The organism is Lentibacillus salicampi (assembly GCF_004565465.1).
In the GTDB taxonomy this organism is placed as follows: Bacteria; Bacillota; Bacilli; order Bacillales; family Amphibacillaceae; genus Lentibacillus; species Lentibacillus salicampi.
This window is the reverse complement of record NZ_SRHY01000006.1, coordinates 103,101-122,840: the sequence shown is the minus strand read 5'-3', so window position 1 is coordinate 122,840 and position 19,740 is coordinate 103,101. Positions and strand designations below refer to the sequence as shown.

Below are 19,740 nucleotides of genomic sequence, written 5' to 3'. Positions count from 1 at the left end.
GGCTGTGAAACCATTTCTGAAGAGCCCGGTGCGGGAAATCTGCACGCCGGGTTCTGTGGGGGTTGAGGCCACCAATTGGGTGGCCCTTCTACCTGGAGGAAAAGCTGGAGATAACTTCAAAGGCTTATCTATTGCTAACAAGAGTTGAACAATGATAAACAACTAATCAGAGGGAAACGATATTTTGACATAAGGTATGAGTTATGTAAATGATGCATTCAATGGTATAATGGTGGTAGTAAATACAAGGCGGTGTTAGAAGTGAGTGTTAACCGTGAAGAGATAAAACAGTTAATTGACTTTATTCACGAAGAAGACGCAGCTGAAGTATATGATTTTATCGGTTATCTAAATATGAAACGGGAAAGAGAAGCCATTGACCAATTTGACTTAGACCTATTAACTAGGGATAAGGAACTCATTCGTCAAGTACAGAAAAGTCAAGGAGATCGTACAAATGGACGTATTTACAATCAAGAACAGGGACTAAAATATCTTCAGAACAAAATTAGGGAGTTTGAAAGTGAACAAAACTTATAACGTTTATTGGTCACAAACTGCCCTTGATGAATTAAGTAATATACTTGCATATCCACCAGAAGTTAAAGAACGCATTTATCTGGATACTTTTGAACGTTTATCGTATATGCCCATTTTGACTGCAAAACAAATACCAATGGGATTTTAAAAGGCTACCGGGTAAGACTTGGTTTATATCAAGTTATGTTAATATTTGAAATTAATGAAGAAGAAGCCGTTGTTTGGATTGATGGTATTAAACATAAGAGAGAAAATGTTTATTGGAAGAAAAGGAAACAAGTTTGCAGAATTGCCCCTATGGAAAGGGGCTTTTTATTAAAGTTAGTCAAAAGTATGACATACAGTCTTCCGTTAAAGGGCGCTTTCGCGGAATAAAAAATGCGCCTACTATTGATATTACAGAGTTATTAAATCCTTCCAATAAAACAGATTGGTCCAACGCGCATTCGTGACTTGACCTCAAAATAAAAAGAAACCGGCCTAAAGCCGATTTCTCCGCATTGTTATTTCTGAACCTTGTAATGCGCCTTCACCTGTTTGCGCAACTCACGCTTCAAAAATTTGCCGACGGATGTTTTCGGAATGTCATCGAAGAACAGTACATCATCGGGAAGCCACCATTTGGCAAACTGTGGCCGGATGAAGTCAAGCAACTTCTCTTTTCCAACTTTATCAGCATAACCTTCGCGCAGGACAACACAGGCGATTGGGCGTTCCTGCCACTCGGCATCGGGAATTGCCACAACACTCGCCTCAAAGACGGCTTCATGTGCCATGAGGGCGTTTTCAATTTCGACTGACGATATCCACTCGCCGCCGCTTTTGATCAGGTCGCTGGTACGGTCGACGATTTGGATGTTGCCTTCCTCATCAACGGTCACCACATCACCGGTATGGAACCAGCCATCATGAAAGACATTCGCCGTGCGATCATCCTCGTAATATTCACTGGCAATCCATGGTCCGCGCAAAAGCAGCTCGCCCATTTCTTCGCCGTTCCAGGCTGCTTCACCGTCGGCGCCCACTACTTTCATTTCAAGTCCCGGTACAAGCGCTCCCTGTTTGGCGCGTTCTTTTAATCGGTCTTCTTCGCTCAAATCCTGCTGGTAGCTTTTCAGTCGTGAATAGGTCACAAGCGGGGTTGTTTCGGTTGCGCCGTACGCATGTGCAAACGGAACGCCCAGTTTTTGTTCAAATGCCTTGATTAATCCTTTTGGTGCAGCTGATCCGCCACAAAGAACAGCACGCAAACTTGATGTATCATAGTCACCCTGCTCCAGTTCACGCAGTACGCCAAGCCAGATCGTCGGGACACCTGCCGTAATCGTGACTTTAAACCTGTCAATGAATTCGGCGAGCCGTTTGGGTGTAAAACGTGGTCCAGGCATCACTTGGGTTGACCCAAACCAAGTGCAGGCAAACGGTGTCCCCCAGGCATTTACATGAAATTGAGGAACTACAGGCATCGACACATCTGACTCGGATATCGCAGCAGTGTCCGCAAGCCCAAGTGCATAACTATGGAGCACGATACCTCGGTGGGAATAGACAACACCCTTGGGCTTACCAGTCGTCGCGGACGTGTAGCACATGCCGGCAGGGTCATTTTCGTCAATATCTGATTCAAAAGGTTGTTCGGGATCTCCTGACTGCAGCAATTTTTCATACGAGTAGAGCGGTGTTAGGGGTGATGCAGGGAGCTCATCTTGATCGGTCATGACAACAAAGGCTTTAACGGTTTGAAGTTTGTCCCGCACTTTTTCAATCAATGGAAGAATATCTTCGTCGATCAACAAGACCTGATCTTCGGCGTGGTTAATAATATAAATGATATGTTCGGGTGTCAATCGGATATTAATTGTATGCAGCACAGCTCCCATACCTGGTGCGGCAAAATAAATCTCAAGATGACGATGGTGGTTCCAAGCCAGCGTGCCAACACGATCACCTTTTTGCACCCCAATCTGCCCCAGAGCGCTCATCAAACGTCGCGTACGCTCTCCGATTTCAGCGTATGTTAGGCGGTGCAGCTTATCGTGCGTCTGCGAAATCACTTCTTTTTTAGCGAAAAACTTTTCGGCGTGTTCCAGCATTGAGCCAATGGTGAGTGGTGTTTGCATCATACAAATCATCCCCTTTATTCCATTATAACGAACTTATTTATATCATATCACATTGTATAGATAATTTTAAAAATTTAATTATTAAGCCTTTAAAAAAGAAGTGCGAGATCATCCATGGTACAATGACAAATGTATAAATGACTTTTAAGCGGAGTTTTAACAGATATGAGGGAAACGCGGAGAAGCGAAAAACCAATAAACAAGCAACATGACTTTACAGAAGGAAATCTTTTCAGGCAATTAATTGTTTTTTCCGGGCCTTTAATGCTAACGAATCTGCTGCAGACATCCTATCAGTTTGCAGACAGCCTGTGGGTCGGCAACCTGCTTGGGGCCAATGCACTCGGAGCAGTTTCGATTTCAAGTACCATCATTTTTACAATCCTTTCCTTTGTGCTAGGGCTGAATAATGCGGCACTGACCATTCTCTCCCAGCAAAAAGGTCGTGAGAATGAATCCGGTTTGAAACGCTATTTGAACGCATTTGTCGTGATTTTGACCGTTATGTCACTGGTGTTGAGCATGCTCGGATATGGGCTGGCAGAACAGCTTTTAAGGCTATTGGGTACACCGGAAAATATGCTCGGGGAAGCTGAATCGTATTTACAGATCAATTTTCTCGGAATTCTGTTCTTATTTGGCTATAACTTTATCAGTACCGTCCTGAGGGCTCTCGGAGACAGTAAGACCCCACTTCGGTTTGTTATAATGGCCGTCCTTCTGAATGTTGTCCTGAATCCATTATTCATTGGCGGGCTGGATCTCGGTATCAACGGGGCGGCGTTTGCGACCATAGTTGCTCAGGGCAGTGCTTTTCTGTATGGCATTATCCATGTGCTGTCGAAAAAGCTTGCGCCATTCAGTACTCCAACGCTTCCTTCAAGGCAGGAAGTTGGTCTGATATTGAATTTGGGGGTCCCTTCAGGTCTGCAGATGGCGGTTATTTCTGCCGGATCAGCTGCAATCATGAGCGTTGTGACTGTTTTTGGCAGTGGTGTTGTTGCCGGATATGGCGCGGCCCAACGGCTTGACAGTATCTTAATGTTGCCGGCACATGCGCTGGGGACAGCCGTCAACAGTATGGCTGGGCAAAATATTGGTGTACAGCAGTGGACACGGGTAAGGAAAATTGCCACATATGGTGTGCTCTACAATTTGACGATCATGCTGCTGGTGGGTCTCATCGTCGTATTATTTGCTGAATATGGGATCCGGCTGTTTATCGAGGACGAATCAGCAGTGGTGTTCGGGACAAAATATTTGCAGATTGTGGCCTTGTGCTATCCATTTTTGGGCATTAATTTCATTCTGAACGGCATTGTCCGGGCCTCAGGAGCCATGTATCAAGTGCTGGTGCTCAATATCATCTCCTTCTGGGTACTGCGTTTTCCATTGTCCTATCTCTTTTCCGGGTGGTTTGGCGATACAGGGATACCGCTTGGGATGGGGGCAAGCTTTTTGCTCAGCAGTTTTGCCGCGTTTCTGTACTTCCGGTTTGGAAAGTGGCGGGAGAAGGAACTGTTTGTCAGGAGTAAGCAGCCTTAAAGAAGATCCCGGGGACCGGGCAAGTTGCAAAGACGGGCTGGATTTCTGGAAACGCAAGACAGCTGTTACGATTTTCAAAGAAAGATAGAGGGATACAATGAAGCCAAAAACGAAAAAGGCGATCAAACAGACGGCGACGATTGTATTCGTTTTGTGCGGTCTATTGATAGTGCTTTCTGTTGTTTCACTGGATGGGCAACACGAATCAGACAACCGGCAAGCTGCGTTTGTCAGTGACCAGGTGTTGGAATACCAGCCACTTGTGGAAAAATATGCAGCAAAATATGACGTGTCAGATCATGTTGATGTGCTGCTGGCAATGATGATGCAAGAATCCGGCGGCCGCGGGGATGACCCTATGCAAGCGTCCGAAAGCTATTGCGGTGAACGCAATTGCATTGAAGACCCGGAACGCTCCATTGAACAGGGTGTTTATTATTTTTCTGAGACGCTGGCAGAGGCTGATGGTGATCTGAAGCTGGCCGTTCAATCGTACAATTTTGGCAAAGGGTTTATTGATTATGTCAATGCCAATTCAGGAATATATACCCAGGAGGCGGCTGTGAACTTTTCACAGGAGATGTATGCGGCTGCTGACAATAAGAAAAAATTTCGCTGCCCACGTGAAGAGGCCAAAAAGATGGATGCCTGTTACGGGGATATTTACTATGTCCGTGATGTCACAGCATACATGGAAGGTGTGGCGGAAAAGTAGTTTGATAGAGGGAACCATGATACGATGAAAGTAACTTGAAAAATGGGAGGAATTATTATGCGAAAGCAGGTCCATACGGAACAAGCGCCCGCTGCACTCGGGCCATACTCACAGGCAATTGAAGCGGGTGATTTTATTTATGTATCCGGACAGATCGGTATTAACCCGGAGACAGGAGATGTTGCTGCAGGCATTGAAGCGCAGACAAGACAGGTTATGCAAAATCTGCAGGCAATTTTGACGGAATCCGGCACAGATTTTTCACAAGTGGTGAAATTCACCATCTATCTGGATTCTATGGATAACTTTGCGACGGTCAATGATATTTATGGCGGCTATTTAACAAAGCCATACCCATCTAGGGCTACGGTTGAAGTCAGCCGATTGCCGAAGAACGTACTGGTTGAAATGGATGCGATTGTGTACACGAACTAAAGGAGGAGTCGGTTATGGAAAATTTCACATATTATAATCCGACGAAGCTGATCTTCGGTAAAGGCCAGCTGGACAAACTGCCTGGGGAAGCTGCCAGGTACGGGGAAAGGGTGTTGCTTGTATATGCGGGCAACGGTGATTGCCCATTCCGAGTATGAGAACTATAAGAAGTTGTTGAGGCAGGATTCGGTCAAAATTTTGCGGGTAAGCCTCTAATGCACTCCTTTCCGACAAAATATTTCCCGGGCAATAAATGATGGAAATATTGTCGAATCATAAAAGAAACTGGCCATTATTATTATTGATAAACGGCCAGTTCTTCTTTTATAGCTTGGCGTATTTTATCCAAGCATTCCTCAGGTGTGTTGCCGTGTACGCGGCGATTGTTTACAAGTGCATAGGGCCGGACCCTGCACAGGCCGCAAAAAGCCAAACATTCATTCATCAGTACGGCTACCTCTGGAAATTCACTTTCGATGATGCCTTCTATATCCAAAGAAGTGATCGCGTTTCCGTCACAGACCTCAACAACAATTGCGCCCATAGCTATCACGTTCTTTCTAATTTAAAATGGTACGTTGTTATTTTTAACATATTCCGTGTAGTATATCAAATCTGTTGTTTTCTTACAGTGGAACAAGTTAAATATCGGGATCAAGAACCGGCTTCAGCCTGAAAAAAAGAACTTCCGCCCATGGACCAAAACTTGCGCCCGACAAAACGGACTTCAGTGCGAAATTATACCACGAAATCAATATTTGTACACATTGAATTTTCTTTTGCAATTTCAAATTGGCTCTTAATTTAGAATGATTAAAATGGCATATCTGTTAAAAAACATGGGGCGCGAAAGCCAAAACATGTGCCTTAAAATCTGAAACATAAGCGGGGAAACAAAAATAAAGCCATGTGTCCCCGAATGATAGCAGTGTTGACTTCAGATTTGGCCTCACATTACAATCTAAAACAGCAGCCTTCCAACAGCTGCTGCTTTTGATTCAATGCGACGATACCGCACGGCTGTGTTTCCGCTGTTTTCCGGCATAATCATGTCTATACCATGTGATGAACATGATGGCGCCACTCAAGATCAAAAGGGCGCTGGTAACGAAAAATACTGCAGATATGCCGTAGAACCCGGCGAGCGCACCACCAAGTGCAGGCCCAATAATATTTCCCAAAAACCGTAAACTGGTGTTGTAGCCAAGCACCTCTCCTTGCATTGATAAGGGTGCTTCTTGCCTGATATAGGCAATACGGACCGGGATGATGCCGCCGATGGAAATACCAAGCAGGAACCGCAGAACAACCAGCTGCCAGATATTGGTGACAAAGGCCCCCGGGAAATAAACGATACCGGCCATGAACAATAGGAAAATCAATACTTTAATGTAACCTATCCGGTCACCCAGTCGGCCCCAGCGTCTGGCCATCAACAAGTTTCCCAGTCCGGCCGCTGAGAAAGCCATACCGGAAAAGAATGCAATATTAACTGCACCATGAATGTCTGCCACATATAGCGACAAAATAGGCTGAATGCTGAAATGCGCAATTTGTACGAGAGCGGAAATTAGCATGACCACAAGCATCACAGGATTCCCCACAATGCGCAAAAGCACTTCCTTGCTCGTAAAAGTTGCCTCATCATCAGTGCTGTCAGCCGTTTTATATAGTACTTCCCGTATGCCGAATAAAACCAGAATACCGGACAGGAAAATGGTAATGGAAACCCACTTGAATGTCGATGAATAACCAAACAGGTCCGCTAACACGCCGCCGAACAATGGCCCCATCAGATTACCGGTTACACTGCCTGTCTGCAGTGTCCCCAATACCCGTCCGGCAACTTCTTTAGGTGTCTGTGTCGCAATCAGTGCCTGGGACATCGGAATAAAACCGGTAAATATCCCCATAAACAAGCGCAAGAAAAAAAGCTCCCACACCGAATCAGCAAAGCCCATCAATAAAACCGATAAGCCCATTCCCAGAGCAGACACGATCAATAAGTTTTTTCGGCCGTATTTATCGCCAATACGTCCCCAGAGCGGTGTAAAGATAAATGCTGTACCAAACGTAATGCCGAAAATCCACCCTGACCAGTTTTGCACGTACGCATCTGAAAAGTTACCGAATTCCTCGATATACAGCGACAGAAATGGAAGAACCATCGTCAGGCTGCCGCCAACAAAGAAATTCGCAAACCACATGATAATTAAATTTCGCTTAACATGATCATTTTCCGCAGAGATTATGAGTCCCTTCTTTCTAATTTATTTCGTTACCCTAAATATAGAGCAGTACGAAATAAGTTTAAAGCTTAATGCTTACCATCATTTTTCCCTTAAATGGGTGGTTTAACACCGGAAAAAACCTGTTCAAATGATTCATAAAACGGTATAATGAGGCTTAATCATAAATAAGATGAGATGTGGACAAGCAAAAACTTTCTGTAAAGGAGTAGCAAACATGAAACGTTATGTACATTCAATCATCACTTTCCTGATATTGACGACACTGGTGCTCAGTTTTACGGCTCCAGTACACGCAGCAAACGATGGTATTAATGAAAAACTGGGTGCTCCAATTGTTGTCTATGGTGATACCTTGTCCGACTCCCAAAAGCAAGAGGTCACCGAGTTGCTTGAAGTTTCGGACCCTGACGCTGTCGAGAGTTATACTGTTACAGGGGAGGATATCGCCAACTATATTGATGGCAACCCGAATTCAAATATGTATTCCTCGGCTAAGATCACTCGTGAAGAGGAAGGCACTGGCTTAACGATCAATATTGTCACACCCGATAATATTACGCAGGTTACCAACGAAATGTATGCTAACGCTCTTTTGACTGCCGGCGTGGAAAATGCCACCGTTGATGTGGCCTCTCCTGTTAAAGTCAGCGGCCATTCAGCATTGACAGGCATCTATAAAGCCTATGATGCAGAAGGGGAGCAACTAGATAAAGAACGGATGGAGCTGGCCAATGATGAACTTGATGTCGCAACCAATCTGGCCGATAAAGAAGGGCTGAATCAGGAGAAAGTAACAGAACTGCTCGCTGATATCAAAAAGGAGATAGCGGACCAGAACCCTGCTACCAAAGAAGATGTTGAACAGATTGTCGAAGAACAGCTTAATAATCTGGACATCTCGCTGAGCGAAGAAGACCGGCAGATGCTGATTGACTTATTTGAGCGGATGCGTAATCTGAATATTGATTTTGATAAAGTCAAAAACCAGCTCGACGACATAGCCTCTAAAGTGAAGGATCTCGTAAACGATGAAGGGTTCTGGAACAAAGTGGAAGGGTTTTTCAGCAACCTGATCAATATGCTAAGCAATTTCCTGAAGAGCATATTTGGCTAAGGTCTGGGGAAAGATGAGGTGAACAAATAAGCTTCGAACATTTCAGGAAAATTTAATTGCTTCTATAAACCTGTTCTATTGATCGCTTGGAAACTTGTGTTGTGACAATTACTATAGACCAGAAGAAATAGACCTCCCTAAGTTTAGCAGCCAGGTGAGGTCTATTTTTTACTGGCGTTTACTCTTCTTGAAGAGGGAGGTTCATTGCCGATCTATCAGTTCCCGCAGGTGTAACATAGCGAATAGGATAAAAAACGAAATCAAATACTTTTTTATATAAAAGCCTTTACAATTATTAGAAAAATAGTATAATTGCTATCAGTAACAAATGTGTTAAGTATCAAAAAAGAATCCACTAAGGGGGTATTTTCAGCATGATGATTAAAAAGGCATGGGTTTTAGCCTTGGCTCTCTTTCTCGCTTTGTTCCTGGCGGCATGTTCGGGAGGCGATGAAGAAAGCAGCAGTGAAGCGGATGAAACTGGGGGAGATACAGAGCAATCAGCTGAAGGTTCAGAAGGAGAAGACAGCGGTGAGACCGCGATGGCTGAAGATCAGTCATTGACCGTCAATATTAAGACGGAGCCGCCTTCATTGCATCCGGGTAAAGCAACGGACACAACGTCAGGTGCGGTACTTTACCAAACGTTTGAAGGGCTGACCAGAGTTGACCAGGAGGGTGAGCCACAGCCTGCCATGGCGAGTGATATTGAAGTTTCGGATGACAAGCTGACGTATACATTTACCATCCGTGATGGGGTGACATGGTCAAATGGTGACCCTATTACAGCACAGGATTTCGCCGACTCATGGAAATGGGTACTGAATCCTGACAGCCCAGACACGGACTATGCTTACCAGATGTACCCAATAAAAGGTGCTGAAGCTGCTAAAACGGGTGAAGGCTCATTGGATGACGTGGGGATTACAGCAGAAGACGATCAAACCTTAGTTGTCGAACTCCGAAACCCAACGCCGTACTTTCTGGAATTAACAGCGTTCTATACATTTTTTCCATTTAACCAGAGTACAGCTGAAAACAACGATGAGTGGGCTGCAGAAGCTGGAGATGATTATGTATCAAATGGTCCGTTTCTGATGGAAACCTGGAAACATAAAAACCAGATTGTCCTAAAGAAAAATCCGGATTACTGGGATGCAGACAACGTCAATTTAGAATCGATCACCATGGAAATGGTTGATGATGAAAACACGGCTAAAAATATGTACGACCAGGGTGAGCTGGATTGGATCGGGGACCCAACGGATTCAGTACCTTTGGCTGCCATCCCGCAAATGAAACAGGACGGCACATTGAACATATCACCAATGGCGGGGACGTACTACTATTCATTTAATACGGAGAAAGAACCGTTTACTAATGCTAATATTCGTAAAGCATTTGCACTGTCTCTCAACCGGGAAGCCATTGTAAAAAATATCACAAAGGGTGAAGAAGAGCCCGGAATGGCACTTGTTCCATCTGCTGTTTGGGAAGAAAATTCAGAGGGTTACTTTAACGATGGCGATGTTGAAAAAGCGAAGGAGTATCTTGAAACCGGGCTGGAAGAAATGGGACTTGACGAATTGCCAACAATCAAACTTTCTTATAACACGGACGAAGGACACGCTGCCATTGCACAGGCTGCCCAGGATATGTGGAAAGAAAATCTTGGTGCAGAGGTTGAACTGAACAATGAAGAATGGAATGTATACCTTGATTCGATGAGTGAGGGCAACTACCAAGTTGGCCGTATGGGATGGCTGGCTGATTTCCTTGACCCGATTAACTTCCTGGAAATTTTTGAAACGGTTGGTGGAAACAACTACACAAATTGGGAAAACGACGAATATGCCAGCCTGCTTGAGGAATCAAGGTCCGAAACAGATGAAGCTGCACGTAAAGAGCTATTACGCGAGGCAGAACAACTATTTATGGATGAAATGCCGATTGCTCCAGTTTACTTCTATTCAAACGTTTACGCCCATAAAGATTATGTAAAGGATGTATCCGTTTCAAATCTTGGTAATATCCAGTACAAGTGGGGTTACATTGCAGAACACTAAAAATTGACAAATGGTCTTAGCTTGAAAGCCAAATACAAGGTATACCGTTGCTGTATACCTTGTAGAGGTTTTCATTATATCGGGAAACAATTTATAAAATGATTGCACAACACGAATTTAGACTCCTTTTAAATCTTTGAATCTAAAAGCTTACGATTATCAACCGCTCACTATCCAAACGACCATGGGTTTGAAGATATAGTGAACTGTTAAGGGGGTGATTAAATTCACTCCTATTTTTCTGTTAGAAAACGTAAAACTATTATCATTCCAATAATCAAGCAATTGTATGTGAATAATGGACATGTTTATGAAAATGATGTTCGTCAAGTAACCAAAGATGGAGGTGTTCAGATTTGGCAAAATATCTAGTGAAACGGGTCGGTTTTATTCTGTTATCGTTATTCTTTATTGTTACGATTACCTTTTTTTTAATGCAAGCTGCCCCAGGTGGGCCGTTTACGTCTGAACGGCAACTGCCACCCGAAATTGAACAACAATTGAATGAACAGTACGGGCTGGATGATCCACTACATGTTCAGTATATTGATTATCTGAAGGATATTGCTGTGTGGGATTTTGGCCCATCATTTAAATACCCGGCGCAATCCGTCAATGACATTATTAACCGGAGTGTTCCTTACTCTCTTATACTGGGTGCAGAAGCTATTTTTATCGCACTTTCAATTGGTGTATTGCTCGGTGTAGTTGCTGCTTTAAAACATAATAAATTCGGAGACTACACGGCAATGGTCGTAGCTGTTCTTGGGATTTCGGTGCCAAACTTTATTATGGCAGCACTTTTGCAGTATGTATTTGCTATGCAAATGGACGCATTGCCAGTCGCTCGGTTTGATTCATTTGCCCATACGCTACTTCCGGCCGTAGCACTTGCCACAACGCCGCTTGCCTTCATCGCGCGGCTGATGCGATCGAGCATGTTGGAAGTGCTAAGTTCAGATTATATCAAAACTGCTAAATCAAAAGGGTTATCCCATAGGGTAGTGACGTATAAACATGCATTGCGAAATGCTATCATGCCGGTTATTTCTTACTTGGGACCATTAGTCGTGGCGATTTTAACGGGTAGTTTTGTGATTGAGAAGATTTTTGCTATCCCGGGGTTAGGCAATGAATTTGTTGAAAGTATAACAAACCGTGATTATACCGTCATTATGGGAACAACGGTATTCTTTAGTGTCCTGCTGCTTATTTCCATTTTAATCGTTGACTTGATTTATGGGTTAATTGACCCTCGAATTAAGGTTGCTGGCAAAGGGGGCGGTAAGTAATGGCGCAATTGAATTTAAAGCAATCTGATTTTGAACCAATAGAATATAGTGAAGTTGAAGCAGAGAAAATTGCCAGGGAAAGTACGTCCTTTTGGAAAGATGCGTGGCGCCGGTTCAAAAAGAATAAATTAGCGCTGTTTGGTGTTGCCGTCATTATCCTTCTTGGCATCATGTCGTTTCTTGGCGGGCCGATATCCGGTTACAATTATTATTCCAATGATTTGATTAATTCCAATCAGCCTCCGTCCGGTGAACATTGGTTTGGTACTGACCAGCTGGGAAGGGATATTTTTGCAAGAACATGGTATGGTGCAAAAATTTCGCTGTTCATCGGTCTTGCCGCTGCATTTCTTGACCTGATTATCGGTGTTATTTGGGGTGCTGCTGCAGGATTTTTCGGAGGTAAAGTTGATGAATACATGATGCGTATTGCTGATATTTTATATGGCTTGCCATATCTATTAGTTGTCATTTTGTTAATGGTCGTCATGCCACAAGGGTTATGGACGATGATACTGGCGATGGTCATTACCGGCTGGATTAATATGGCCAGGATTGTTCGGGGGCAGGTGATGCAGCTCCGAACCGAAGAGTATGTTATGGCTGCCCAATCGCTTGGTGTCGGAAAAGGCAAATTGTTATTCAGGCATTTGATTCCGAATTCGATGGGGCCCATACTCGTGACGTTAACGTTAACGATTCCGAACGCCATCTTTACTGAAGCGTTCTTAAGTTATTTAGGACTGGGCGTACCCGCTCCGTTTGCAAGCTGGGGTACCATGTCAGATGCAGCATTACCATACCTGCAATATCAGCCGTATCAGCTGTTTTTTCCGTCATTCTTTATTGTTTTGACCATGCTTGCCTTTAACGTAATTGGTGACGGAATGCGGGATGCGCTTGATCCGAAAGAACGCAATTAGTGGGAGGGTATAACATGAAAAAAGTATTGGAAGTCGATAATCTTTCCGTTTCGTTTGATACGTTCGGCGGTGAAGTGAAAGCTGTACGTGATGTCAGTTTCGAACTAAGTAAACAGGAAACACTTGCCATTGTCGGTGAATCAGGATCGGGAAAAAGTGTGACAGCCCAATCACTGATGCGGCTGATTGAAATGCCGCCGGGGAAATTTGTGGACGGTTCAATCAAATTCGATGGTGAAGATCTTGTTCTAAAATCGGATAAACAGATGGAAGATATACGAGGTAAAGAAATTAGTATGATTTTCCAGGATCCAATGACGTCGTTAAATCCGACCATGACAGTGGGTAGACAGATCTCTGAAAGCTTAATAAAGCACCAGGGCATGACGAAAAAAGAGGCTCATAATCGTGGGATTGAATTATTAAAACTTGTTGGTATACCAAATCCGGAAGCACGAATCAATCAATATCCGCACCAATATTCGGGTGGAATGCGTCAACGTGGAATGATTGCGATTGCCCTGGCCTGTAATCCGAAAATGCTGATTGCAGACGAACCGACAACAGCACTGGATGTTACTATTCAAGCGCAAATACTTGATTTAATGCGTAATTTAAAAGAACAGACCGGTGCAGCCATTATTCTGATTACCCATGATTTGGGAGTCGTAGCAAATGCTGCCGACCGGGTAGCTGTCATGTATGGCGGGAAAATCGTTGAAACAGGTTCCGCAGATGAAATTTTCTATAACGCACGCCATCCGTATACATGGGGGCTGCTGGGGTCGATGCCGAAACTTGAAGACGACAATGTAGACCTTCATGCCATCCCAGGCTCACCGCCGGATTTGCTGGATCCGCCAAAGGGCTGTCCATTTGCAGCGCGTTGCCCGTATGCCATGAAAGTTTGTGAAGATCATATGCCGGAATATACTGAGCTATCCAGTACCCAAAAAACAGCCTGCTGGTTATTGGATGAGCGTGCACCAAAAGTAGAACCACCCGAATCTGCAATCGCAGGAGGTTCGATCGTAAATGAATGAACAAAGAGAAAAATTACTTGAGATAAAAGACTTGAAAAAACACTTTTCAATGGGGCGTAAAACGGTTCTAAAGGCAGTCGATGGCATTACATTTGACATTTATAAAGGGGAGACATTCGGACTTGTCGGAGAGTCAGGTTGTGGCAAGTCGACGGCGGGACGGACCATTATGCGAATCTATGAAGCGACTGAAGGAGAAGTAGATTATCAGGGTGAAAATGTCCATGGGAAGAAATCAGGAAAAGAGTTGAAGGCATTCGCCCGCAGTATGCAAATGATTTTTCAGGACCCTTATGCTTCATTGAACCCAAGAATGACCGTCAAGGATATTATCGCAGAAGGTATTGACACGCATGGTTTAGCAAAATCAAAAAAACAACGTCTGAAACAAGTGAATACATTGCTGGAAACAGTCGGTCTTAACCAGGAACATGGGAACCGTTATCCGCATGAGTTCAGCGGCGGTCAACGCCAGCGTATTGGTATTGCCCGCGCTTTAGCCGTCAATCCGGACTTCATTGTTGCTGATGAAGCGATTTCCGCATTGGACGTTTCCATTCAGGCACAGGTCGTTAACTTGTTGAAGAAACTGCAGGAGGAGCGTGGTCTGACTTATCTGTTTATCGCGCATGACCTTTCCATGGTTAAGCATATTAGTGACCGGGTGGGGGTTATGTACTTGGGGAACATGGCAGAAGTGGCCACAAGCCGTGATTTGTACCATGAACCACTGCACCCGTATACACAAGCGCTGCTAAGTGCTATTCCGGTTTCAGATCCACGAAAGGAACGATCACGAGAACGGATTATTATTGAAGGGGACGTACCAAGTCCAATCAACCCGCCAAGCGGCTGCCGATTCCGGACGAGGTGCCCGCTGGCGATGGATGTTTGTGCGAAAGTAGAGCCGGAGTGGCAGGAATATTCAAACGACCACTGGGTTGCCTGCCATTTATACAATGACAAGTATAATGAAGAACACAAGGCAAGACAGGCAGTGCGTAGTTAAAGAGGTTACACAAAGGCTACCAATAATATGTCAAGGTTATAGCAGACTCGTTTGGATTTAAACCACTCGGGTCTTATTTTCGATTTAAAGATCTTTAACTATTGAATAGCCCCGTGTAAGATAGGCTACCCGATAAACTATCCATAAACTGTGAGGCACGTCAGCTATAATAGATGAGAATAAGAATTAACAGAAGCAGCAGGAGTGCTACCCATTGAAATCGCACGATTCTATAAAATGTTGAATTGACCCTTGCTGATGGTGCGGGCTTTTCCCGCCACTCCTCCAAGGGGTCCCCGTCTTTTGACATGACACTCCGGAACCGCCGAAAACCGAATGTCACACCGTCATAGAAACCGCCCTTGATTGTATACGTTACTAATGAAATGATCATATAAATCAGCACAACATAAAAAGTGGTGTTCAGAAATTGCAGCAGTGTAAATTCCGAAGCTGACCAGTAAAAGAAAGAAATGATGAGCCCTATATTTGCCATCAATATGTATAAGTTTGTTTTTAGCATTTATCTGTTCCTACCTTAATAATTCTGTGTCAACAGTATATCATAGTCATAAGGTACCAATAAAATAAAATTTCCAGGTCGCAAATCCCGTGTTATAGCGATAATTGACAATTAATTTATGATATTTCCCTAAAAAAGACCTTTACAAACTTGTAAGAAAAATAGTATAATTCTTTTCAAGCGGTTAATTCTGCTAAATTATCAGATAATTTAGGGTAATGAAGGGGGTATTTTTCAACATGAAGAAGGTATGGTTTTTAGCCTTAGCTTTACTTCTCGGCCTTTTCCTGTCGGCATGTTCCGGTGGAGACAACTCCGGGTCGTCAGGCGATAATGGCGGTGAAGAAGGAACAGAAGAATCCGGTTCGAACACCGAACAAGTTCTTAATTTTGTGAACGGGGACACGATTCCATCAATGGACCCGGGCATGGTAACGGATGAATATGGTATTCAGTTTACTGGTGCCTCAATGGAAGGTCTGTATCGTATGAAAGACGGGGAAATCGTTGAAGGAATTGCCACTGATCACGAAGTAAGTGAGGACGGACTGACATGGACGTTCACCCTTCGTGAAGATGCAACATGGTCAAACGGCGACCCAGTAACAGCAAATGACTTTGTTTATGCCTGGCAGCGTGCCCTGGATCCTGATACAGGGTCTGAGTACGGACCATACATGATGGGCGGTGTCGTCAAGAACGCAACTGCTGTGAACGAAGGCGAGGTTCCGGTTGAAGAATTGGGTGTCAGCGCACCTGATGATTATACACTGGAAGTCAACCTGGAAAACCCGGTACCATATTTTGAATCGTTAGCTGCATTTCCGACATATTACCCATTAAATGAGGAATTTGTGGAAGAGCAAGGCGATGCATTTGCTACCAGCACTGATACATTGTTGTTCAACGGTCCATATACGTTGGAGAACTGGGAAAGCACAGCAAGCTCCTGGGAACTTCAGAAAAACGAAGATTACTGGGATGCAGAAACCGTACAACTTGACAAAATAACATTTGAGGTTGTCAAAGATGCGCAAACACAGGTGGACTTATATGAATCCGGGGAAATTGATCGTGCAGGACTTTCATCAGATCTTGTCGATCAGTACCAGTCACACGAGGACTATGTTACGGTTCCTGAAGCAACGTTGGCCTACCTGAAGATGAACCAGACACAGAGCGATGCACTGGCCAATACGAAAATGCGTAAAGCCATCTCGATGGCCGTTGATAAAGAAGCAATGGTTAATGAAATCCTGAATAACGGTTCGATTGCATCAACTGGCTTTGTACCAAAAGATTTCGTGAAGACGCCTGACGGTCAAGACTTCCGTGAAGCAAACGGTGATCTGGTGACGTATGATCCGGAGAAGGCAGCACAGCTTTGGGAAGAAGGTCTGGAAGAAATTGGCAAGGATTCCGTTGAGCTGGAGTTGCTTGGCGGTGACAGCGAAGTAGCGAAAATTTCAGATGAGTATATTGCCAACCAGCTTTCAACGAATTTAAAAGGATTGGACGTAACCCTTAAATCCGTTCCATTTGAGCAGCGTCTTGATTTGGATACGAACATGGATTATCAGCTGCAGACGTCCTTATGGGGACCTGACTATGTTGACCCGTATACATTCCTGAACCTCTGGCTGACAGACGGTCAAAACAACCAAATGGGTTATTCCAACGAAGAGTATGACACGCTGATCCAGGAAACAACAGACGAGCTGGCCCAGGATAAAGAAGCACGTTATCAAAACTTCCTGGAAGCTGAGCAGATATTGGCAGATACAGCCGCTGTAGCACCACTTTATCAAAGAGCAAGAGCACGACTGGTTCAGCCGAAAATACAGGATGTCTATATCAATTCATTCGGTCCAACTTTCGAATGGAAATGGGCAAGTGTAGGGTCAGAAGAATAAACCTGCATACCCAATCAAATATGCTGTAACCCTGGTAAAGAGAGTATATGACCTCATGGCATGTACTCTCTTTTACCCTGTATAGGAAAAAATCATATAATAGTGAATTTTTTAATCAACAGGAACAATCATCAAATTAGGAGGTGCGGTAATGCTTCGATATATTTTGCGGCGGATATTTTACATGATTATTACACTGTTTATTATTGCCACCGTCACATTTTTCCTTATGAAATTGCTTCCCGGCAGCCCGCTATCTGCCGAAAACAAGCTGTCGGAATCGCAGAGAGAAGTCGTATTGGAAAAATACGGGCTGAACGACCCGATTCCGGTTCAATACGTGAATTATATGACGGGACTTGTTCGGGGAGATTTAGGTATATCCTTCCACTTTGATAATACCCCGGTAACGGATATATTAATCAATCGGATGCCACCGTCAATGGTACTCGGCGGACAGGCGCTCATTTTTGGAACAATTGCTGGTATTTTATTTGGACTGATTGCCGCTATTTATCATAATGGATGGCTGGATTATACTTCCACCGTTATTGCTGTTTTAGGTACGTCCATTCCTTCCTTTGTTTTCGCAGGTTTATTGCAATGGTATTTGGCGAATGAATGGGGGCTCTTTCCTGTTGCATTATGGGGAACCTATGCACATACGGTTCTGCCGACGATTGCCCTGGCAATCTTTCCGATGGCAACAGCTGCCCGTTTTACACGGACAGAGATGCTGGAGGTCCTTGGCTCAGACTATATTACGACAGCACGGGCAAAGGGTGTCACCGAATCCGGTATCATTTTCAAACACGGGTTGCGGAACTCACTGATTCCATTGGTTACCGTCATGGGTCCGATGGCTGTATCACTCATGACCGGGACACTCGTGATTGAAAAGATTTTTGCGGTTCCAGGGATTGGTGAGCAGTTTGTCAGCTCCATTGAGGTGCTCGATTATCCGACTATTATGGGGACAACCCTTTTGTTCTCTGTCTTATTTATCGTGATTTTACTTGTGATCGATATTTTGTATGGATTAATCGATCCAAGAATCCGGCTAACAGGGGGGGGACGCTAAATGGCTGGACAACACCAGAAAAATGAACCACCAAAGGAACTGTTTGTCTCCCACGAGCGGAAAGAGAATACAACTGAAATGATTACAAAACCGAGCAGGTCCTTTTTCCAGGACGCACGGAGAACATTCTTTAAAAATAAAATGGCTGTTGTCAGTATTATTCTCATGATTATCATTATCCTCATGAGTATTATTGGACCATATTTTAATGAATATGGGATGGATGGTCAGGATTTGTCACGTGCGAAAATGCCGCCGCGTGTTCCTGTTGCGGAAAACATCCCGTTTCTGGGCATGGATGGGACACTGCAAGATGAATTTAAAGGGTCCACCGTTGAAGAAGCAACTGAAAATGCCGTCATGCGTTATGACAATGCCGAAGACTTCGTTGATATAGAAGTGCTGTCTGAAGGTGACGGGAGCACAGATTCTGCCGAAGTTTCAGCAACCTATAACATCTATGAAGCAAAAGAAATGACGGATGACTATTTCTGGCTTGGTACCGACCAGCTGGGCCGTGACCAGTGGACTAGAATTTGGCTTGGAACAAGAGTGTCATTAATCATTGCCTTTGTTGCCGCTGCAATTGACCTTCTTATCGGTGTTGCTTATGGGGGCATATCCGGTTATTATGGCGGTCGAGTGGACGATGTTCTGCAGCGGATCATTGAAATACTGAGTGGTATTCCAAACCTCGTTGTCATATTCCTGTTGCTGATTGTTTTGCAGCCGGGTATTATGTCCATTGTTTTAGCCCTTACGATAACCGGATGGACAGGCATGGCTCGTATCGTAAGGGGAGAAGTGCTCAAACAAAAAAATGAGGAATATGTACTTGCGGCCAGAACATTGGGACAAACAAACGGGAAAATCATACGGAAACATCTGATGCCGAATATTGCCGGTATTATCATCATTAACACAATGTTTACGATTCCGAGTGCGATTTTCTTTGAAGCATTCCTCAGTTTCATCGGCCTTGGTATTGTTCCACCGGAGGCATCACTCGGTGCATTGATTGACGCCGGTTTTAAAGTATTCAGGTTATATCCTTATCTGGTATTCTATCCGGCCGTTCTGATTTCAATCATCATGATCGCGTTTAACCTGATCGGTGACGGTCTCAGGGATGCGTTTGATCCGAGAATGCACAAATAATAAGGGGA

General features: G+C 44.2%; 18 protein-coding genes and 1 pseudogene. 15 read left to right on the top strand and 4 right to left on the bottom strand.

Translation table 11 applies throughout. The features are described 5' to 3' along the window. Positions 1-261 precede the first annotated feature (261 nt). Both E4U82_RS07350 and E4U82_RS20250 read left to right on the top strand, forming a co-directional pair. On the top strand, positions 262-540 hold the full coding sequence (locus tag E4U82_RS07350; protein ID WP_135109555.1) for a hypothetical protein: 279 nt from the start codon (positions 262-264) through the stop codon (positions 538-540). Then, positions 524-688: a hypothetical protein gene (locus E4U82_RS20250; protein ID WP_245183532.1), complete on the top strand. Its 165-nt coding sequence runs from the start codon at positions 524-526 to the stop codon at positions 686-688. Before E4U82_RS07350 ends, E4U82_RS20250 begins: the two co-directional genes overlap by 17 nt. Before the next feature lie 355 nt (positions 689-1,043). On the opposite strand, the gene E4U82_RS07340 is transcribed toward E4U82_RS20250, so the two are convergent. Next, entirely contained in the window at positions 1,044-2,663 is a 1,620-nt protein-coding gene (locus E4U82_RS07340) for a long-chain fatty acid--CoA ligase (RefSeq protein ID WP_135109554.1), read from the bottom strand. Positions 2,664-2,828: 165 nt separating this feature from the next. Here E4U82_RS07340 and E4U82_RS07335 point away from each other — a divergent pair, with 165 nt between their 5' ends. From E4U82_RS07335 to E4U82_RS07320, 4 genes and pseudogenes are all read left to right on the top strand, one after another. Then, positions 2,829-4,208 (top strand): MATE family efflux transporter, encoded by a 1,380-nt coding sequence (locus E4U82_RS07335; RefSeq protein WP_135109553.1) that lies wholly within the window; start codon positions 2,829-2,831, stop codon positions 4,206-4,208. A 97-nt stretch (positions 4,209-4,305) separates the two neighbouring features. Continuing rightward, positions 4,306-4,923: a lysozyme family protein gene (locus tag E4U82_RS07330; protein WP_135109552.1), complete on the top strand. Its 618-nt coding sequence runs from the start codon at positions 4,306-4,308 to the stop codon at positions 4,921-4,923. Between the two features lie 57 nt (positions 4,924-4,980). Beyond that, entirely contained in the window at positions 4,981-5,358 is a 378-nt protein-coding gene (locus E4U82_RS07325) for a RidA family protein (protein ID WP_135109551.1), read from the top strand. A 14-nt stretch (positions 5,359-5,372) separates the two neighbouring features. After that, positions 5,373-5,489: pseudogene (locus E4U82_RS07320) on the top strand (NADH-dependent alcohol dehydrogenase); the annotation flags it as partial. A gap of 167 nt (positions 5,490-5,656) precedes the next feature. Here the strand turns inward: E4U82_RS07320 and E4U82_RS07315 are convergent. Further along, positions 5,657-5,902, bottom strand: a complete 246-nt coding sequence (locus tag E4U82_RS07315; protein ID WP_135109550.1) for a YuzB family protein — start codon at positions 5,900-5,902, stop codon at positions 5,657-5,659. Positions 5,903-6,356: 454 nt separating this feature from the next. Beyond that, entirely contained in the window at positions 6,357-7,565 is a 1,209-nt protein-coding gene (locus tag E4U82_RS07310) for an MFS transporter (RefSeq protein ID WP_135109549.1), read from the bottom strand. A 259-nt stretch (positions 7,566-7,824) separates the two neighbouring features. On the opposite strand from E4U82_RS07310, the gene E4U82_RS07305 reads away from it, so the two are divergent. From E4U82_RS07305 to E4U82_RS07280, 6 genes are all read left to right on the top strand, one after another. Beyond that, a complete protein-coding gene (locus E4U82_RS07305) occupies positions 7,825-8,724 on the top strand; it encodes a DUF1002 domain-containing protein (protein ID WP_135109548.1) in 900 nt (299 codons plus the stop codon). Positions 8,725-9,098: 374 nt separating this feature from the next. Next, on the top strand, positions 9,099-10,790 hold the full coding sequence (locus E4U82_RS07300; RefSeq protein WP_425339509.1) for a peptide ABC transporter substrate-binding protein: 1,692 nt from the start codon (positions 9,099-9,101) through the stop codon (positions 10,788-10,790). A 356-nt stretch (positions 10,791-11,146) separates the two neighbouring features. Further along, positions 11,147-12,082 (top strand): ABC transporter permease, encoded by a 936-nt coding sequence (locus E4U82_RS07295; RefSeq protein WP_135109547.1) that lies wholly within the window; start codon positions 11,147-11,149, stop codon positions 12,080-12,082. Continuing rightward, positions 12,082-13,005 (top strand): ABC transporter permease, encoded by a 924-nt coding sequence (locus E4U82_RS07290; RefSeq protein ID WP_135109546.1) that lies wholly within the window; start codon positions 12,082-12,084, stop codon positions 13,003-13,005. The genes E4U82_RS07295 and E4U82_RS07290 overlap by 1 nt, the downstream gene beginning before the upstream one ends. A 14-nt stretch (positions 13,006-13,019) precedes the next feature. Then, positions 13,020-14,048 (top strand): ABC transporter ATP-binding protein, encoded by a 1,029-nt coding sequence (locus E4U82_RS07285; RefSeq protein ID WP_135109545.1) that lies wholly within the window; start codon positions 13,020-13,022, stop codon positions 14,046-14,048. Further along, positions 14,041-15,057: an ABC transporter ATP-binding protein gene (locus E4U82_RS07280; protein WP_135109544.1), complete on the top strand. Its 1,017-nt coding sequence runs from the start codon at positions 14,041-14,043 to the stop codon at positions 15,055-15,057. Before E4U82_RS07285 ends, E4U82_RS07280 begins: the two co-directional genes overlap by 8 nt. 160 nt (positions 15,058-15,217) lie before the next feature. On the opposite strand, the gene E4U82_RS07275 is transcribed toward E4U82_RS07280, so the two are convergent. Then, positions 15,218-15,580, bottom strand: a complete 363-nt coding sequence (locus E4U82_RS07275; RefSeq protein ID WP_135109543.1) for a DUF3899 domain-containing protein — start codon at positions 15,578-15,580, stop codon at positions 15,218-15,220. Positions 15,581-15,819: 239 nt separating this feature from the next. Here E4U82_RS07275 and E4U82_RS07270 point away from each other — a divergent pair, with 239 nt between their 5' ends. The 3 genes from E4U82_RS07270 to opp3C all read left to right on the top strand — a co-directional run bounded on the left by E4U82_RS07270 (position 15,820) and on the right by opp3C (position 19,732). After that, positions 15,820-17,493 carry a peptide ABC transporter substrate-binding protein gene (locus E4U82_RS07270; protein WP_135109542.1) on the top strand — a complete coding sequence of 558 codons (1,674 nt, stop codon included), beginning with the start codon at positions 15,820-15,822 and terminating at the stop codon, positions 17,491-17,493. A 151-nt stretch (positions 17,494-17,644) separates the two neighbouring features. Beyond that, positions 17,645-18,574 (top strand): oligopeptide ABC transporter permease, encoded by a 930-nt coding sequence (opp3b, locus tag E4U82_RS07265; RefSeq protein ID WP_135109541.1) that lies wholly within the window; start codon positions 17,645-17,647, stop codon positions 18,572-18,574. Next, positions 18,575-19,732, top strand: a complete 1,158-nt coding sequence (gene opp3C / locus E4U82_RS07260; protein WP_135109540.1) for an oligopeptide ABC transporter permease — start codon at positions 18,575-18,577, stop codon at positions 19,730-19,732. It begins immediately after the preceding gene. The last annotated feature ends 8 nt before the right edge of the window (positions 19,733-19,740 follow it).

Bases quoted from the DNA above. Each gene is read 5' to 3' on its own strand.
- E4U82_RS07340 (WP_135109554.1), bottom strand. From the start codon at position 2,663: ATGATGCAAACACCACTCACCATTGGCTCAATGCTGGAACACGCCGAA.
- E4U82_RS07335 (WP_135109553.1), top strand. From the start codon at position 2,829: ATGAGGGAAACGCGGAGAAGCGAAAAACCAATAAACAAGCAACATGAC.
- E4U82_RS07330 (WP_135109552.1), top strand. From the start codon at position 4,306: ATGAAGCCAAAAACGAAAAAGGCGATCAAACAGACGGCGACGATTGTA.
- E4U82_RS07325 (WP_135109551.1), top strand. From the start codon at position 4,981: ATGCGAAAGCAGGTCCATACGGAACAAGCGCCCGCTGCACTCGGGCCA.
- E4U82_RS07315 (WP_135109550.1), bottom strand. From the start codon at position 5,902: ATGGGCGCAATTGTTGTTGAGGTCTGTGACGGAAACGCGATCACTTCT.
- E4U82_RS07310 (WP_135109549.1), bottom strand. From the start codon at position 7,565: ATGTGGTTTGCGAATTTCTTTGTTGGCGGCAGCCTGACGATGGTTCTT.
- E4U82_RS07305 (WP_135109548.1), top strand. From the start codon at position 7,825: ATGAAACGTTATGTACATTCAATCATCACTTTCCTGATATTGACGACA.
- E4U82_RS07300 (WP_425339509.1), top strand. From the start codon at position 9,099: ATGATGATTAAAAAGGCATGGGTTTTAGCCTTGGCTCTCTTTCTCGCT.
- E4U82_RS07290 (WP_135109546.1), top strand. From the start codon at position 12,082: ATGGCGCAATTGAATTTAAAGCAATCTGATTTTGAACCAATAGAATAT.
- E4U82_RS07285 (WP_135109545.1), top strand. From the start codon at position 13,020: ATGAAAAAAGTATTGGAAGTCGATAATCTTTCCGTTTCGTTTGATACG.
- E4U82_RS07280 (WP_135109544.1), top strand. From the start codon at position 14,041: ATGAATGAACAAAGAGAAAAATTACTTGAGATAAAAGACTTGAAAAAA.
- E4U82_RS07275 (WP_135109543.1), bottom strand. From the start codon at position 15,580: ATGCTAAAAACAAACTTATACATATTGATGGCAAATATAGGGCTCATC.
- E4U82_RS07270 (WP_135109542.1), top strand. From the start codon at position 15,820: ATGAAGAAGGTATGGTTTTTAGCCTTAGCTTTACTTCTCGGCCTTTTC.
- opp3b (WP_135109541.1), top strand. From the start codon at position 17,645: ATGCTTCGATATATTTTGCGGCGGATATTTTACATGATTATTACACTG.
- opp3C (WP_135109540.1), top strand. From the start codon at position 18,575: ATGGCTGGACAACACCAGAAAAATGAACCACCAAAGGAACTGTTTGTC.